Origin of the sequence: Bifidobacterium sp. WCA-178-WT-4B (assembly GCF_009696495.1) — a bacterium.
GTDB lineage: Bacteria > Actinomycetota > Actinomycetes > Actinomycetales > Bifidobacteriaceae > Bifidobacterium > Bifidobacterium infantis.
Window position 1 is genome coordinate 112,786 of record NZ_VULV01000003.1, and the last position, 17,115, is coordinate 129,900.

The 17,115-nt window shown below is 63.2% G+C and carries 11 protein-coding genes, 1 tRNA gene and 2 pseudogenes; 8 read left to right on the plus strand and 6 right to left on the minus strand.

The features are described 5' to 3' along the window. The first annotated feature begins 35 nt into the window (after positions 1 to 35). A tRNA-His gene (locus FYJ31_RS03775) sits at positions 36 to 111 on the plus strand. A gap of 97 nt (positions 112 to 208) precedes the next feature. On the opposite strand, the pseudogene FYJ31_RS03780 reads toward FYJ31_RS03775, so the two are convergent. The 3 genes and pseudogenes from FYJ31_RS03780 to FYJ31_RS03790 form a co-directional block, all read right to left on the minus strand. Next, positions 209 to 616: pseudogene (locus FYJ31_RS03780) on the minus strand (IS256 family transposase); the annotation flags it as partial. A 23-nt stretch (positions 617 to 639) separates the two neighbouring features. Continuing rightward, on the minus strand, positions 640 to 1,998 hold the full coding sequence (locus tag FYJ31_RS03785; RefSeq protein ID WP_154536065.1) for an IS256 family transposase: 1,359 nt from the start codon (positions 1,996 to 1,998) through the stop codon (positions 640 to 642). A 77-nt stretch (positions 1,999 to 2,075) separates the two neighbouring features. Further along, positions 2,076 to 2,821: pseudogene (locus FYJ31_RS03790) on the minus strand (IS256-like element ISBlo17 family transposase); the annotation flags it as partial. Positions 2,822 to 3,069: 248 nt separating this feature from the next. On the opposite strand from FYJ31_RS03790, the gene FYJ31_RS03795 reads away from it, so the two are divergent. Continuing rightward, positions 3,070 to 4,095 carry a threonine aldolase family protein gene (locus tag FYJ31_RS03795; RefSeq protein ID WP_154536020.1) on the plus strand — a complete coding sequence of 342 codons (1,026 nt, stop codon included), beginning with the start codon at positions 3,070 to 3,072 and terminating at the stop codon, positions 4,093 to 4,095. A 146-nt stretch (positions 4,096 to 4,241) separates the two neighbouring features. On the opposite strand, the gene FYJ31_RS03800 is transcribed toward FYJ31_RS03795, so the two are convergent. Together FYJ31_RS03800 and FYJ31_RS03805 are read right to left on the minus strand one after the other, a co-directional pair. Then, a complete protein-coding gene (locus FYJ31_RS03800; protein ID WP_154536021.1) occupies positions 4,242 to 5,402 on the minus strand; it encodes a glycosyltransferase in 1,161 nt (386 codons plus the stop codon). 96 nt (positions 5,403 to 5,498) lie between these two features. Next, positions 5,499 to 6,689 carry a pyridoxal phosphate-dependent aminotransferase gene (locus FYJ31_RS03805; protein WP_154536022.1) on the minus strand — a complete coding sequence of 397 codons (1,191 nt, stop codon included), beginning with the start codon at positions 6,687 to 6,689 and terminating at the stop codon, positions 5,499 to 5,501. Between the two features lie 466 nt (positions 6,690 to 7,155). Here FYJ31_RS03805 and purT point away from each other — a divergent pair, with 466 nt between their 5' ends. Further along, positions 7,156 to 8,493: a formate-dependent phosphoribosylglycinamide formyltransferase gene (purT, locus tag FYJ31_RS03810; RefSeq protein ID WP_154536023.1), complete on the plus strand. Its 1,338-nt coding sequence runs from the start codon at positions 7,156 to 7,158 to the stop codon at positions 8,491 to 8,493. Between the two features lie 12 nt (positions 8,494 to 8,505). On the opposite strand, the gene FYJ31_RS03815 is transcribed toward purT, so the two are convergent. Then, positions 8,506 to 8,871 carry a VOC family protein gene (locus tag FYJ31_RS03815; RefSeq protein ID WP_029679175.1) on the minus strand — a complete coding sequence of 122 codons (366 nt, stop codon included), beginning with the start codon at positions 8,869 to 8,871 and terminating at the stop codon, positions 8,506 to 8,508. A gap of 322 nt (positions 8,872 to 9,193) precedes the next feature. Here FYJ31_RS03815 and purC point away from each other — a divergent pair, with 322 nt between their 5' ends. From purC to FYJ31_RS03840, 5 genes are all read left to right on the plus strand, one after another. After that, the gene (gene purC, locus FYJ31_RS03820; RefSeq protein ID WP_007051209.1) at positions 9,194 to 9,946 is read left to right on the plus strand and encodes a phosphoribosylaminoimidazolesuccinocarboxamide synthase; all 753 of its coding nucleotides are present in this window, start codon (positions 9,194 to 9,196) and stop codon (positions 9,944 to 9,946) included. Between the two features lie 207 nt (positions 9,947 to 10,153). Continuing rightward, the gene (locus FYJ31_RS03825; protein WP_154536024.1) at positions 10,154 to 13,888 is read left to right on the plus strand and encodes a phosphoribosylformylglycinamidine synthase; all 3,735 of its coding nucleotides are present in this window, start codon (positions 10,154 to 10,156) and stop codon (positions 13,886 to 13,888) included. Between the two features lie 123 nt (positions 13,889 to 14,011). After that, positions 14,012 to 15,109 (plus strand): alpha/beta hydrolase, encoded by a 1,098-nt coding sequence (locus FYJ31_RS03830; protein WP_154536025.1) that lies wholly within the window; start codon positions 14,012 to 14,014, stop codon positions 15,107 to 15,109. After that, positions 15,082 to 16,452 (plus strand): alcohol acetyltransferase, encoded by a 1,371-nt coding sequence (locus FYJ31_RS03835; protein ID WP_326831170.1) that lies wholly within the window; start codon positions 15,082 to 15,084, stop codon positions 16,450 to 16,452. The genes FYJ31_RS03830 and FYJ31_RS03835 overlap by 28 nt, the downstream gene beginning before the upstream one ends. Further along, entirely contained in the window at positions 16,449 to 17,108 is a 660-nt protein-coding gene (locus tag FYJ31_RS03840) for a DUF6320 domain-containing protein (protein ID WP_060619963.1), read from the plus strand. Before FYJ31_RS03835 ends, FYJ31_RS03840 begins: the two co-directional genes overlap by 4 nt. The last annotated feature ends 7 nt before the right edge of the window (positions 17,109 to 17,115 follow it).

A 17,115-nucleotide genomic window follows, 5' to 3' on the forward strand; every position in this document is an offset into this window, starting at 1 on the left:
TTGTGCGAATTCAGCTTGCTGAATACGACGCTATGGTGGCCATAGCTCAGTTGGTAGAGCATCTGATTGTGGTTCAGAAGGTCGCGCGTTCGAGCCGCGTTGGCCACCCCAGTAAAACCCTTCCGTTCGCGGAAGGGTTTTGTTTTTCCCTGAATTCCCCGCTCCTGCCGGGACCACGGGTTATAGGCCAAAATGTGTGTCCGGTGGTCTAGTCGTTCGACTGCCATTCGACCCGTGTGTGGAACTCGTTCCAGTCGATGCCGGTGCCGTATCTTGCGGGGATGCCGAACGTCTCGTACTGGCCTTGCGGGCTCCTTTCCCATGCCTGCCGGTAGAGGCGCTCGAGTCGTTCGTCGGTCATCGCGTTGGCCGCGAGCCACGCGTCGGTCTCGGGATGCGCCGTGTGCTGGTGGCACCACCAGCAGATCGCCTTCAGCCGTCTGACCAGCCGCAGTCCGCGGTGGCGGCGCAGCATGTCGCGCAGGCGCGCGTTCCATGATTCGACGAGGTTGTTGGTGGACGGCACCGGGCCGACGGACGCGAGCCCCTCGTCGAGGAACGTGAACAGGTGGCCCTCGCGGATGCGTCTGCGGATCATGCGCCGTGAGCTTGTCAAGTTGTTTGTGTTTGGGGTGTGTTTTATAAATAAGGTTCCATTCGTTCGGGGTATGCGGCCGCGAGTTGGGCGAGGGCCTGTTTCCAGTTGGTCGTCATGCGCCCCTCGATGAGCCTTCCCTCGCTTTTGCGCCTGGTTTTGTTGCCGTCTTTGGCGCGTTTGAGGCTGCGTTTGTCCTCGATGTCGCAGATTGCCAGCCAGAACAGCTTGACCACGGCCTGGTCGTTGGGGAACTGGCTGCGGTTGCGGCTGACCTTGCGCAGCTGGTAGTCGGGCGATTCGATGCTGTTGGTGGCGTGCACCACCCGGCGGAGCATGGGCGGGAACTGCAGGAACGGGACGAACCGGTCCCACGAGCGTTTCCACGTGGCGGCCACCGACGGGTATCTCCGGCCGAGCTCGCTTTCCGCGAACTCGCCGAGCGCCTTTTGCGCGGCCTGCCCGTTGGGCGCGCAGTACACGCTCCTGAGCGCCGCGCACACCCTCTTCCTGTCGTGGTCGGCGACGAACCTGTTGGCCGCGCGTATCAGGTGCACCACGCAGGTCCGCGCGATCGCCTTGGGCCACGTGGCCTCCACGGCCTCGGGCAGGCCCTTGAGCCCGTCGCAGCACACGATCAGCGCGTCGGCCATGCCCCGGTTGGCCATCTCGGCGCACACGTGCGCCCAGAAGGAGGCGCCCTCGTTGTCCTGGACCCATATGCCAGGCACATGCTTGAACCCGTCCATGTCGACGCCGATGGCGATGTGCGCCGCCTTGGGCATCACCCTGCCGTTGTCGCGCACCTTGACCCTGACGGCGTCCAGGTACACGACCGGATAGAACTCGTCCAGCGGCCGCTCCTGCCATTCGAGCACGGCGTCGCTCACCGCGTCGGTGATGTTGGATATCGTCTCGGGGCTCAGGTCCGTGCCGATCGTCTTCTCAAGGTGGTGCTGGATGTCGCGCACCGTCATGCCGCCCGCGTACAGGGATATGATCATCTCGTCCAGTCCGCCCAGCCTCCTGGAATGCTTGGGCACCAACCTCGGGGTGAACGAGCCGTCCCTGTCGCGGGGAACCAGCACGGTCACCTCTCCCACCGGCGTGGACAGCGTCTTGGGATACGAGCCGTTGCGCGAGTTCGCATGCCCGCCGCCCGCCTTCGACTCCCTGTCGCCGGGCGCGTAGCCCAGGTGCGACGTCATCTCGGCCTGCAGGCCGCGTTCCAGGGCGACCCTCGTGAGCTCGCCCAGCAGGCCGCCGTCGCCGGTGAGCTCGATCTGCCCGCCGTCTATCCGTTCGAACAGGGGGTCCAGCGCTCCCGACGCGACCAGCGAGTCCACCAGGGACCGCGAATCCGTCACGGCACCATTGTCGTTCCCGGCCACATCGCCGGCCATAGGCTTCACTGCCTCGGTCACCATGATCGTTTCCTTTCAATCAGATGATCCCATACACAAACAATTAGACACCCTCTGCGCCGTGCCTTGACGAGCCTTTGGTGCATGTCGTTCACGCCGCCGTCGGCGTATTCGCTCTTCTCGTCGAGGAACGAGGCGAAGTCCTGCTCCCACTGGTTGTAGGAGACCAGCCATTCGGCCGCGCCGCCCGCGTCCCCGACGCGGGGCAGGGACAGGGCCACCCGGCGCAGCCGTCCGCCCGCCTCGAGTCTGGGCCGCCTGCCGGTCAGCTCGAGGATGTTGGCCTGCACGTGGAACAGGCACCGCTGGATCCTCGTATCCGGCCACATGGCCTTCGCGGCCTTGAGGACGCCGCCCCCGCCGTCGCACACGAGCACGTCGGGCGGCGCGATGCGCGCCATCAGGCACTGCCATGCCGCCGCTTTCTCGCTTTTGGCGACGTGCCAGCCGATCACGTGCCCGCCGGCCACCGCGATCAGGACCACCGCGTCGCGGTGCAGGTGGATGCCGTCCACATGCACCACATGATGCACCTCGTCCACCAGGGGCACGGGCGGCCACAGGCCCCACATGAGCTCGCACCGGCGGCGCAGCGTGCGTGCCGGCAGCCGGTGCTCGGCCTGCGCTGCTTCGAGAACAGCCAATCCAGACCGCACCGCAGATCACGGGCGCTGTTGTCGCGCGACTGGGTGCGTGAGCTCCCGCAGCCGGCGTTCCGGCACCGCCACCTGATCCGTCCCGAGCTCGTCCTTCCGTTCCGCTTCATCGGCTCGCCGCACACGGCGCAACAAGGTGTGTTCATCCACCCAATCTGCCACGCCAACTCGAAAGTCACTCAACCGTTGTGCCGCAAGGCCTGACCGGCCATTCCGGACACACATTCTGGCCGACCTCGAGTTCCCCGCCCATACAACTCGAACAGGAGGAACGCCCACCGCCACAAAGGAACACAAGCCAAAACGGACACACATTTTGGCCTATAACCCGGAACCACTGCGTTGTACACTCGGGCATATCCAATTCACCGAACATAAGGACAAAAGGTCCGTCATGCTGTCTTTTGAGAACGATTACTCCCGCGCCGCCCATCCCGCAGTGCTTGAAGCCGTGGCTGAAGTCAACAACCATCTGTATCCGGGCTACGGGTCCGACGAACTGAGCGATCAGGCCAAGGCCAAGATCCGCGAGGCCTGCGGCCAGCCGGACGCGGATGTGTGGTTCCTCGTCGGCGGCACGCAGACCAACCAGGTCGTCATCGACACCATCACCCCGGCGTATGCAGGCGTGGTCGCGGTCGCCTCCGGCCATCCGAACGTGCACGAGGCCGGCGCCATCGAGTTCTCGGGCCACAAGGTGCTTACGATTCCCCAGCACAACGGCAAAATGGATCCAACCGAACTGGACGAGTTCTGCAAGACCTTCTATGCGGACGGCAACTACGAGCACATGGTGTTCCCTGGATCCGTGTACGTCTCGCAAAGCACCGAATATGGCACCATCTACTCCAAAGCCGAACTGCAGGCTATCGCCGATGTGGCGCATAAGTACGATATGCCGCTGTTCGTGGATGGCGCGCGACTCGGCTACGCGCTGACCGCCACTGGTTCCGACATGACGCTCACGGATCTGGCGACCATCGCCGACGTGTTCTACATCGGCGGCACCAAGGTGGGTGCGCTGTTCGGCGAGGCCGTGGTGTTTACCAAGCACAACACGCCGAAGCACTTCCTGACCCGCATCAAGCAGCACGGCGCCTTGCTGGCCAAGGGCTTCGTGCTGGGCGCGCAGTTTGACGCCTTATTCACCGACAACCTGTATTTCAAGATTGCCCGCAGCGCCAATGAGGCGGCCGATCGTATTCGCGAGGCCCTGCGCGCCAAGGGCTACATGCTCACTTTCGAAGCGCCCACCAACCAGATTTTCGTGACGATGGATCAGCCGACCATCGACCGTCTGGAGCGCGAGGTCAAGCTCGGCTTTACCGAGAAGGCCGACGACACGCATACCGTGATGCGCATCTGCACCAGCTGGGCCACCACGCATGAAGAGGTCGATCAGCTTATTGAGGTGTTGTAAAACCCTTCGCTAATCTCTCTCTCCGTCATCGCTTCGCGATGCCACCTCCCTCATCAGAGGGAGGTTTTTTCGTAGCTCCCGCCGATGAGGGAGCTGGCCGCCGCAGGCGGACTGAGGGAAAGACCTCTCCGCAAACGAGAAGGCTCCTACTCCCCTATCGCCTTGCGTTCCATATCCACGAACTTGTGGACCGAGGCTTCCACGGAATAATGCGCCTTGGTGTATTCGGCGTATTTCTCGCCCCATTCGGCGCGCTCGGCCTGATGTGCGATCCACCAATCGATGCGTCGGGCCAGCAGGGCCGCGTCCCGCACGGGGAACAACGACTCGTCGATCAGCGCGAACTGGCCGGCCGCCGACAATTCGGACGCGGCGATCACCGGCACCAATCCGCACGCCATCGCCTCGATCACGCTCACCGATTCGATGTCGGCAATCGAACAATGCACGAACAAATCGCCCGAACGCAACAAATCGGGCATATCGGCGTGCTTGTGGAATCCGATATCGGCCTTGCGCGCCAGCAAACGCCCGGCGCGGAACTTGAGATACTGCTTGAGCGGCCCAGTACCGGCGATCACCAGCTGAATATCGCCGGCGTGGCGGGACATCGACACCGCCTTGATCAGCGTAATCTGATCTTTCTCGCTGGCCAGTCGGCCGGAAGCGACGACACGGAACGGCACGGGAGCCGAGGCATCCGGATCGGCCGGCTTCTTCGGCGAATACACCGGTGAATAACCATTGGAAATCACGTGCAACTTGGCTTTATACCCGTGCGCGCGCAACAGGCTCGCGGTCATTTCGGTGGGCACATGGATGTGGTCAATGCGCTTGTACAGCCAGTGCTTGAACAGCCAGTACAGGAAGCTGGAAATACCGGGAATGCGACGTAGCGGGCCGGCCGAATACAGCACGTTCTCCGGCTGCAGGTGGAATCCGGCAGTCACGGGAATGCCCATTTGGTGGGCGACTTTAGCGGCACGACGGCCGAATTTGAACGGCATATAGATATGCACCACATCCACGCCTTGGAAGGCGGTGCGGAACAACGTGTCGCTGGGTTCGGCGAATTGCATGAGCTGCTTGGCGGCCACCCACGAGACAAGCGGCACCTTATTCACGCGCGCCGGATATTCGGGCGCCCCTATACCGACAAGCCTCACATGATGGCCTTGCCGCTCCAATTCCGCAGCCCATTGCAAGGCCGAATTGGAGGTGCCGTTGCCCTGATTGCCCACCGTATCGACCACAAGAGCGATAGTCAGCGGACGATCAATGCTCTTTTCAATCCCGTTTTCGCGCATTGCCTCATCCTAAACCACCGCGCGGCAATGGCGTCGGCCGCGCTGCCTGAACGCGTGTGAAATGGTATGGGCTGCCGCATTTTGCCCAATATTGAATCACGCGCTTCGCAGCGCACGATCGGCGCGGGCCACGGCCTGGAACAACTCGGCGGTGTGCTTGAGCAGACTGATGCGCACCCAGCCTTCGCCCGCCTGACCGAAGCAGACCCCCGGCATCAGCGCCACGCCGGCCGTGTTGAGCAGCCAATCCACGAATGCGGCGGAATCGCCATGCCACCGCACCGGCACGCGCGCCCACGCGAACAGGCCGCCTTGGGCCTCGGCCACCGGCAGACCAGCCTGGGTAAACCCGTCACGCACCACTTCAAAACGATGCTGATATTGCACAGCCAGCAGCTTCACCGTGCTCTGATCGGATTCCAGCGCCACCGCACCGGCCTGCTGAATAACGCTGGAAGCCAACACCGCAGTCTGCCGGTGTACGGCTTTGACGGCAGAGAGGACTTCGGCGTTGCCCGCCACGAATCCACCGCGCCAGCCGGCCACCATATACATCTTGGACAGCGAGCCAAGTTCCAGCGCCACGTCCAGCGCGCCCGGAGTCTCCAGCAGGCTCAGCGAGCGCACGTCGCCGAATTCGAGCCCCGCATAGGCGAAATCGTTAAGTACGATGAATCCGTATTGCTTGGCCAGGCGCATGGCCGTCTCATACAGTTCGGGTGTTGCGGCCGCGCCGGTCGGATTGTTGGGATAGTTCAGAATCAGCAGTTTGGCGCGAGTCCATAGCGCTGGGTCCACCGCATCCAAGTCGGGCAGGAATCCGCGGCTCGGGTCAGCGGGAATCGTCTCGAACTGGCCACCGGCCACTACTGTTGAGCCCTCGTACTGCGGGTAATACGGGTCAACCGCCACCACCGTATCTCCCGGATCGACCAGCGCCTGGATGACGGTGGTGATGCCGACGGACGAGCCGGAAGTCGCCAGCAGCTGGGTGGCGGGGTCCACGGTGACGTTGTGCTGGCGCGAATACCAGCCGGCAATCGCATTCAGATATTCCGGAAGCCCATCAAATGGCGGGTACCGGAACAGGGAAGGATTGTGGGAAGCGTGAGAAAGCACGTCCTGTACAAAGGATGGCGGCCAGCCATCGGGATTCCCTTTGCTCAAGTCGATGATATCCTTGCCAGCGGCGACGGCTGCTGCAGCGCGTGCGTCCGCCTCAGCAAAAGGATTGCCGGGCAGACTAGCCGCCCGTCGAGAAATCAGAGCCGCGTTCGACGTCGGCATGTCGCCCTCCCCCTTCGACTATTGCCAGCGTGCCGGCTTGTAGCCTGAAACGCCGGAACCGACACGCCGCTATTCGCTATATGTCGCATCCAAAAATGTTGGCCCGACCGCCCCATACTCCATCGGCCGGTGATTGCTAAGGTACGACGGCTCTGTTACACACGCAATGGCGTGTCTATACGCAGTATTTATGGCGGGTTACGGGCATCTGAATCTTCATGGGGCGGTAACCTGCCCATGGGGCGGTATTTACCCCATGGGGCGGTGAAATTCCCATGGGGCGGTAAGGCAAAACGGCTTAATTCCGCGGTTTCACAAAACCAACAAACCGCCCCATGGACTCATTACCGCCCCATGGACTCATTACCGCCCCATGAAGCCGGATATTCCGCCCGTAATTTTGGCCGCGCGAGGCACTCCGCTCACGCGACATACCGAAATCATCGCGTCATGGCAGAATGTGGGTATGACTGAAAACGCCGTGAATACTGCCGTGACTTCCGCCTCCTCTCCCGCAATTCCCGCCGAGACTTCCGCCGTCCCCCCCGCAACTCGCGCAGCCAACCACCCGCTGGGCACACCGCTGGGCAAGCACCCCACCCGTGTGCTGTTTTTGGGCGCTGGCGAGCTGGGCAAGGAGGTCACACTTGAACTCATGCGACTGGGCGCATGGGTGTGTGCTGCTGACTCCTATGCCGGCGCTCCGGCCCAGCAGGTGGCGCATGAATACCGCGCGTTGGATATGGCGAATGCCGCCGAATTGCAGGCATTGTTCGATGAAATCAAGCCGGACATCATCGTGCCCGAGGTAGAGGCCATCGCCACCGATGTGCTGGCCGGTGCTGCGGCCGCGGGCGCCCAGGTGGTGCCGAGCGCCGAAATCGCCGCGATTTGCATGGACCGCGAGCGCCTGCGCGTACTGGCCCACGAAGAATTGGGCTTGCCGACTACACCGTATCGTTTTGCCGGCTCGCTGGAAGAGCTGCGCGCCGGAGCTTCGGAAGTCGGCTATCCGTGCGTGGTCAAGCCCGTGATGAGCTCGTCTGGTCACGGCCAGTCGGTGGTGCGTTCCGCCGACGCCATCGATGCCGCTTGGACCGAAGCGCAGGAGGGCCGCCGCGCCGCCGATGAGGGCGATGTGTCGCGCGTGATCGTTGAGGCGCTTGCCCCGTTGGAACGTGAACTGACGGTACTGACCGTTTCTTCGTCCGCCGGCATTGTGACGTGCGCGCCGATCGGCCAACGTCAGGAGTCCGGCGATTACCGCGAGTCCTGGCAGCCGGCTACCGAGCCCGATGGTGAGGCCGAGCGGGCGCGCGACATCGCACGTACCGCCGTTGAAGGCTTGGTGGCCAAGGCTCAGGCGACCGGCGAAACCGGTTGGGGCGTATTCGGCGTGGAGCTGTTCGTGCTCACCGACGGCTCGATTCTGTTCAACGAGGTCTCCCCCCGTCCGCACGATACCGGTATGGTGACGATGACCTCCCAGCGTCTGAGCGAGTTCGCGCTGCACGCCCGCGTGATCCTGGGTCTGCCGATCACCCCCGAGCATGTGGCGCTCACGATTCCGGCCGGCTCGGTGGCGGCAAGCCATGCGATTGTGGTGGCCGGCGACGGTGAGGCCGAGTTCACCGATGTGGCCGCTGCTCTGGCCGAACCCGGCACGGACCTGCGCATTTTTGCCAAGCCCGAAGTGCATGGCCACCGTCGTATGGCCGTGGCACTGGCCGTCGGCGAGTCCGAAGCCGACGCCCGTGCCAAGGCCGGCCGTGTTGCCGATGCGTTGACGATTACCGTGGAGTAGTCCACGGCCTGATCAGCTCAGCATGGCCTCAATATTATTGCCGTCCGGGTCGTGGATGAACGCGGCGTAATACGTGGGGCCATAGTTCGGGCGCGGGCCCGGAGCGCCGTTGTCGGTACCGCCAGAGGCGAGACCGGCCTCATGGAACGCCTTGACGGCGGCCTCATCCTTGGCGCGGAACGCCACATGAGACGGCACCACCGGGTTGCCGTCCTTCGGAGACTCCAGCCAAACGCTGTCGCCATCCTCGTCATTGGCAAAGCACACGGCGGTCGGGTACGCCACTTTCTTGACGTAACCCAGCGGGGCCAGCAGCTTCTCGTAGAAATCCGCGTACTGTGCGGCGTCGGAAACAAACAAACCAATATGGTCAATCATGACGAACCTCCTTGCACCATTTCGTCACTCCCATTATCGTGCGTGCGCGGCCGTACACTCACGTTTTGTCTATTGACGAACATCTGAGTGTCCGCGTGCTTGCGTAGATACTGTTACTCCGAACGACTATGCGACCGGCAATGAGTCGATTGTCGGACCAATACCGTCCGCCTCCGCCATCCCAACAGCGTATGGCCGTTCGATGCAGCGACGTATGATGCGCTGGCCGCATCGTAGCGTCATGCTGAGTGTTGTTGTAGCCCTCGATTGGTACCCTTTTACCGTTAGTTCACCCAGAAATTCCACTCCTGAAAGGTGAGTCATGGAGAAGCTGGAAAAGCTCTACGAGGGCAAGGCCAAGCAACTGTACGCAACCGACGATCCAGAGGTTCTGTGGGTCGAATACAAGAACACCGCCACCGCTGGCGATGGTGAAAAGAAGGAAGACTTCACCGGCAAGGGCCGCCTGAATAACCTCATCACCACCATCATCTTCGACCTGCTCAAGAAGCGCGGTATCGACAGCCACCTCATCAAGCGAGTGGACGACACCGGCCAGCTGGTGCGCAAGGTGAACATGTTCCCGTTGGAGATCGTGCTGCGCAACGTGGCCGCCGGCCACTTCTGCTCCCGTCTGGGCGTGGAGGAAGGCCTGCCGCTCAAGGAGCCGGTGCTTGAGTACTTCCTGAAGAACGATGATCTGCACGATCCGTTCGTCAACGACGATGACCTGGTGGCCCTCGGCGTATGCACTCGCGAGGATCTCGCCGAGATCGCCCCGCTGGCCCGCAAGATCAACGAGGCCCTGATCGAGATCTTCGCCAAGATCGACGTCAAGCTGGTCGACTTCAAGATCGAAATGGGCCGCGCCACCGACGGCACGCTGCTGTTGGCCGACGAGATCACCCCGGATTCCTGCCGTCTGTGGGACCAGAAGGACCACTCCGGTAAGGTCGAGCACCTTGACAAGGACCTGTTCCGCCGTGGTCTCGGCAGCATCATCCCGGCCTACGAAGAGATCGAGGAGCGCCTCGCCGAACTCGCCAAGTCCGAAGGCATCGAAGTCGCCGAATAAGTCGTTTAGGTGCAGGTAGCAGAACATACAGCTGGCTCCCCTCTCTGAGGGGAGCTGTCGCCGATAGGCGACTGAGGGGAGGTCAAGACGTTCACCGCCATGACAACTCCCCTCAGTCAGCTCCGCTGACAGCTCCCCTCAGAGAGGGGAGCCAAGTTCTTTTACCGCACTTCTTCAATTTTTCAATAATTTCAAGAAAGGATTTCCATGGTTTTTCGCGTGTACGTGGAAAAGAAGCCCGGCTTTGATGTCGAAGCCCAGCAGCTTGCGGGCGAACTGCGCACAATCCTCGGACTGAACGGCCTCAAGGCCCTGCGCATCGTGAACCGCTATGACGTCGAAGGCATCTCCCAGGAGCTGTTCGACCAGACCGTGCCCACCGTGTTCAGCGAACCCCAGGTGGACAATGTGGCCTACGACCTGCCCGACTTCGCCGGAGCCAAGGTCTTCGCCACCGAGTTCCTGCCCGGCCAGTTCGACCAGCGCGCCGACTCCGCCGCCGAATGCATCCAGCTCATCTCCCAGGGCGAGCGCCCGACGGTCCGCTCCGCCAAGCTGTACGCGCTGGAGGGCGAACTGACCGATGCCGACGTGGACGCCATCAAGCGTTACGTGATCAACCCCGTCGAGGCCCGCGAGGCCGGACTGGAAACCAAGGAGACGCTGAAGGCGCAGGCGCCGGTGCCGGGCAAGGTCGAGACGCTCACGGGATTCAACGAGATGGACGCCGAGGCCGGTCAGCGGTTCATCGACGAGCGCGGTCTGGCCATGGACCTGGCCGACCTCGAATTCTGCCAGAAGTACTTCAGCGAGGAGGGCCGCGAACCCACCATCACCGAGATCAAGGTGATCGACACCTACTGGTCCGACCACTGCCGTCACACCACGTTCGGCACTGAGCTGGACGAAGTGACCATCGATGACGCCACCGTCAAGGCCGCCTTCGAGCGTTATCTGGCGATGCGCCACGAGCTCGGCCGGGACGCCAAGCCCGTCTGCCTCATGGACATGGGCACCATCGGCGCCAAGTGGCTCAAGAAGAACGGCGTCCTGACCGGCCTCGACGAGTCCGAGGAAATCAACGCCTGCACCGTCAAGGTCAAGGTTGACGTGAACGGCCACGACGAGGACTGGCTGTTCCTGTTCAAGAACGAGACCCACAACCACCCCACCGAAATCGAACCGTTCGGCGGCGCGGCCACCTGCATCGGCGGCTGCATCCGCGATCCTCTGTCCGGCCGCTCCTACGTGTATCAGGCGATGCGCGTCACCGGCGCCGCGGACCCGACCGTGCCGGTCTCCGAGACGCTGGAAGGCAAGCTCCCCCAGCGCAAGCTCGTGACCACCGCCGCAGCCGGCTACAGCTCCTACGGCAACCAGATCGGTCTGGCCACCGGTCAGGTCGACGAGATCTACCACCCCGGCTACGTGGCCAAGCGCATGGAGGTGGGTGCGGTCGTGGCCGCCACCCCGGCCGACCATGTGCGCCGCGAAACCCCGGCCCCCGGCGACAAGATCATCCTCTTGGGCGGCCGCACCGGCCGTGACGGCATCGGTGGCGCCACCGGTTCGTCCAAGGCGCATAACGTGGAATCGCTCGAACTCGACGGCGCCGAGGTGCAGAAGGGTAACGCTCCGGTGGAGCGCAAGCTGCAGCGTCTGTTCCGCCGCGGCGATGCCTGCCGTCTGATCAAGCGCTGCAACGACTTCGGCGCGGGTGGCGTGTCCGTGGCGGTCGGCGAGTTGGCCGACGGCCTGTTCGTGGACCTCAACACCGTGCCCAAAAAGTACGAGGGCCTGGACGGCACCGAGCTGGCCATCTCCGAATCCCAGGAGCGCATGGCCGTGGACGTGGCCGCCGAGGACGTGGACGAGTTCCTGGCATACGCCCGCGAAGAGAACCTCGAAGCCACGGTGATCGCCACCGTGACCGAGGACCCGCGCATGGTGATGACCTGGAACGGCGACAAGATCGTGAATCTGTCCCGTGAGTTCCTGGCCTCCAACGGCGCTTCCAAGCACCAGACCGTGCATGTCGAGGCACAGCAGTCCTACGAGACCCCGTGGGGCGAGGGCACGCTGGCCGAGCGCATGAACGAGCTGGTCACCGACATCAACGTGGCCTCCAACAAGGGCCTTTCGGAGCGCTTCGACTCCACCATCGGCGCGGGCACCGTGCTCATGCCGTTCGGCGGCAAGCGTCAGCTCACCCCGAACATGGCCATGGTCGCCAAGCTGCCGGTGTTCGGCGAGACCACCACCGCCTCGGCGATGGCGTGGGGCTTCAACCCGTACATCATGTCCAAGAACCAGTTCACCGGCGCCTACCTGTCCGTGGTCGAGTCGCTGGCCAAGCTGGTCGCAGCCGGCTTCGAGCATGAGAAGGCCTACCTGAGCTTCCAGGAGTACTTCGAGAAGCTGCGCGACGAGCCGGAACGCTGGGGCAAGCCGGCGGCCGCCGTGCTCGGCGCGCTGATGGCCCAGGTGGACCTGGGCGCCGGCGCCATCGGCGGCAAGGACTCCATGTCCGGTTCGTTCGAGGATCTCGACGTGCCGCCGACGCTGATCTCCTTCGCCGTGGCCGTGGGCAACATGAAGCGCGCCACCTCCCCCGAGTTCAAGGACGCCGATCACCGTATCGTGCGCATCGCACCGCGCTACCTGGCCGACGGTCTGACCCCGGACAAGGATGCGCTGCTTGAGGCGTTCTCCGTGATCGAGGAGCTCACCGACTTCCACGATGCCCTGGCCGTCTCCACGCCGGGCTATGGCGCCACCGCCGAAGCCCTGTTCAAGATGACGCTCGGCAACCGCATCGGCGTGACCCTGAACAACAGCATCGCCGTGGACGACCTGTTCACCCCGGCATACGGTTCGTTCATCGTCGAGCTGGCGGACGATGCCAAGCTTCCGGCCGTCTCCAATTTGGTCGAGATCGGCGAAATCGGCACCACCACCTCCGAGTACGTGTTCAAGGCCGCCGGCGAGACGCTGGACCTGGACGCTGTGCAGGAAGCTTGGGAGTCCGGCATCGAATCCGTGTTCCCGTACCGTTCCAAGGGCGAGGACAAGGGCGCGACCGTCGAGACCATCGACTTCCACGCGCCGAAGAAGACCGTGTACGTCGGCTCTTCCGTGACCAAGCCGCATGTGGTGATCCCGGTGTTCCCGGGCAACAACTGCGAGTACGATTCCGCCGCCGCCTTCGAGCGCGCCGGCGCCGATGTGACCACGCTGATCGTCAACAACCTGACGCCGGCCGCCGTCGCCGAATCCACGCAGGCGTTGGTCGATGAGATCAACAAGAGCCAGATCGTGATGATCCCGGGCGGCTTCTCCGGCGGCGACGAGCCGGACGGTTCCGCCAAGTTCATCACCGCGTTCTTCCGCGCGCCGGCCGTCACCGAGGCCGTGCGTGACCTGCTGAAGAACCGCGATGGTCTGATGCTCGGCATCTGCAATGGCTTCCAGGCGCTCGTCAAGCTGGGTCTGGTGCCGTACGGCGACATCGTGCCGATGACCGACGCCTGTCCGACGCTGACCTTCAACACCATCGGCCGCCACCAGAGCCGACTGGTCCGCACGCGCGTGGCCTCCGACCTCTCACCGTGGCTGTCCAAGACTTCGGTCGGCGACATCCACACCGTGGCCATCTCCCACGGCGAGGGCCGCTTCGTGGCCTCCGACGAGGTGCTCGCCCAGCTCAGGGCCAACGGCCAGATTGCCACGCAGTACGTGGACGAGACCGGCACCCCCGGCATGGATCTGGACGTGAATCCGAACGGCTCGCTGCTCGCCATCGAGGGCATCACCAGCCCGGACGGCCGCGTGTTTGGCAAGATGGGTCACTCGGAGCGTTCCGGCAACGGCCTGTACGTCAACGTGCCCGGCAACAAGTACCAGCCGATCTTCGAGGCCGGCGTGGAATACTTCGCCGCCTGATCGCCCGGACGCCCGAACCGTGTCCGATGGACAGCCAGGGGGAGGAAGCCCGATCGGGCTTCCTCCCCCTGTCGTTGCCGAATCGTATGCACCGCGAACCCGACGTTGAAAGGACCTGCCGTCATGCCGATTAACGAAGCATCGCTCGCCGCGATGAAGGCCGCCACCCTCATCAAACCCAACGTGAGGAAAACCTATAGGATCCAACGCGCTGCCGAGGCGCTGGTCGCCAAGCAGACGCCGCCGAACCCGAAATGCCGCATCGAAGACGCCGCCGTCCCCATGCCGGACGGGCACGAGGTGCCGCTGCGCACGTTCACGCCGATTGCCCCGTATGGGACGGCCTTCCCCGGCGCCGATGCCGTCGGTGCCATCGTTGCCGGCGCTTCGGCCGATGACGCCGGCAACATCACGCCACGGGGCACGATCCTGTTCGTCCACGGCGGTGGCTGGTGCACCGGAGGCATCGACCTGTACGCGCAGGCGTGCGCCCATATGGCGGTTCGGCTGCAGCGTCGAGTGGTCGCGGTCGAGTACCGTCTGTCCCCCGAGTACCGGTTCCCCGTGGCGGTCGAGGAATGTTATGAGGTGGCGCGGCGTCTATGCCGCGAACGGTCGTCGTCATCCGCGTCCGGCACCGACGGCATCACCTTGTTCGGCGACAGCGCGGGCGGCAATATCGTGGCCGCCGTATCGCTGATGGCCCGCGACCGCGGCGAGTTCATGCCGCGCACGCAGATGCTGCTTTACCCGGTGGTCGGCAACGACTACAATCCCGAGACCAGCCCATTCGAATCGGTGCGGACCAACGGCACCGACTACATCCTCACCGCACAGGACATGGCCGACTACATCGACATGTACCGTTCGTCCGTGGCCGACCTGACCAATCCGTATTTCGCGCCGCTCACCGCGCATGACCTGAGCAATCAGCCGCGCACGCTGGTGTTGTCCGCCGAATACTGCCCGCTCAGAGACGAGGACGAAGCGTACGCCCGTCGTCTGCAATTGGTGAACGACAACGTCTCCTGTTACAGGATTCACGATGGCATCCACGGCTACCTACTCAACACGTCGGCCGTGGGACTGGTGGCCACCACCTACCGAATCATCGAGCATTTCCTCGACGGCACACCGGTGGAACCGGCTCCCGGCACCGGCACCACCGCCAACGCACCGGAGGGAGGCGACGCGTGGCAAGACGTACTTGGTACCGACTAGACAACATCGGCAAGTTCTACTCCTCCCAGGCTGGCCGCTCCTCGCAGACCGTGTTCCGCTATTCGGCTGAGCTGGAGGACGACATCGCCCCGGACATCCTGCAGCACGCGCTCGACCATGCCATCGCCCAGTTCCCGAGCTTCAACGTGCACCTGCTCAACGGCATGTTCTGGCATTACCTCGAACAGTCAGACGGCCGGCCGCTGGTGGAGCCGGAACATCTGCCGATATGCTCGCGACTGCATTACGGGCCCAAAAGCATGCTGTTCCGCGTGAGCTATTTCCGCAATCGTGTCAATCTCGAGGTCTCGCACATCATTTCGGACGGTCGCGGCGCCATCAACCTGTTCAAGTCACTGCTGCACGCCTACATCGCCGAGCGGTACGACGTGCCGGGCGTGCCTTCGGATTACGACGGTTCGGACAGCGACAAAGCCGAAAACAGCTTCGACAAATACTACGAGAAAGACAAGGCCGGCGCCGCGCCCGGCACGAAGATCTACCGGCTGTCCGGCCCTATCGACCGGGACGCGCCCACGTTCATGGAATATCACGTCAGCGCCAGCAAGGTGCTTGGTGCAGCACATCAGTGCGGAGTGAGCCTCACCTCCTACCTCATCGCCGCGATACTGTGCGCGATTCGCGACGTCATGCCCTCGTGCGCCCGCAATCGCGCGATTCGCGTGGATATTCCGGTCGACTTGCGCGCCTTCTTCAGGTCGGAGACCGTGCGCAACTTCTACGGCATGACTTACGTGGCGTACACGCCGGCCGATATCGAAGCCGATGAGGACTCCGCGAAAACTTCCGCAACGAGCCCAGACGTGACCGGCAACGGCCAGCAGTCCGCCGCCCGCACCGCGCACGGCAACGGTATGGGTGGGTTGCTGACCGATGAGCCGTTGGCCGACATCGCCCGCCATGTGCAGGAGCAGCTCGGCCATGCCACCAGTCGCGAGCGCGTCGAATCGCATATGAACCGCATGATTGCGCTGGAAAAGAATCCGGTGCTGCGTCTCGCGCCCTCCCCTGCCAAGGACTGGGTGCTGGAGCTGGCCCGGTTCATCACCGACCGCGAAACCACGACCACCGTCTCGAACCTTGGCCGAGTCACCTTGGACGAACGACTCGCGCGCCATGTGCGTTCGGTGAGCTTCCTCACCACACCGGCCAGCCTGAATTTCACGGTCTGCTCGTTCGGCGACGACCTGAGCATCGGCATCTCCACCATCTACCATGATCTGAACGTCATCAAGAACCTGTGTCGGATTCTCGCCACGCAGGGCATCAGCGGCCGTATGAACATCGCTGGCGTGCATGTGGAGAAAGGAGCGTCGGCATGAAGCATTGCGATGCCTGCAGCGTCGATTTCACCGGCGATATGGCCCGTTGCCCGCTCTGCCAGAACGAATTGCACGGCGAGGCCTCTCCCGCCGCATTCCCCGCGCAGCAGATCTATCTGCGTCCGAGGCGTCTGACGGTGGAGATCATCACGTTCGTCGCCGGTGCGATCCTGTTGCTGCTCGGGTTCTTCGCCTATCTGTGGTCGTGGCCGGCGCCGATCGTCGGCGCTTCGGCGGCCGCTCTGATCATCAGTGTGCTGTTCATCAACAGTGCGATTCTGCACGCGCCACGGCCGCTTCGACTCATGTTTCGATATTTCTATATCATGCTGGCGATTGCGCTGGTCTGGTTTGTCGCGACGATGAATCATGTCGTCACCATGTTCGTCATACCGATCACGTGTCTGGTTTCGCTGGTCTTTGACGTGGTGCTGCTTATCGTGCTGCGGACCAAGGCCATTGACCAGTACGCCAAGTATCTGGCGTTCGACATCGTCGCTGGTCTGCTGCCTCTGACGTTCATTCCGCTCGGCTGGGCTCCGTGGGATGTGCTGGTGATGGTCAGCGGGCTGGTCTCCCTGCTGGTGCTGCTCGGCCTGCTCGTCTTCGCCCGCCGTCAGCTCTTCTCGGAATTCGGCAAACAGTTCTCGGCCTGATTGCCTC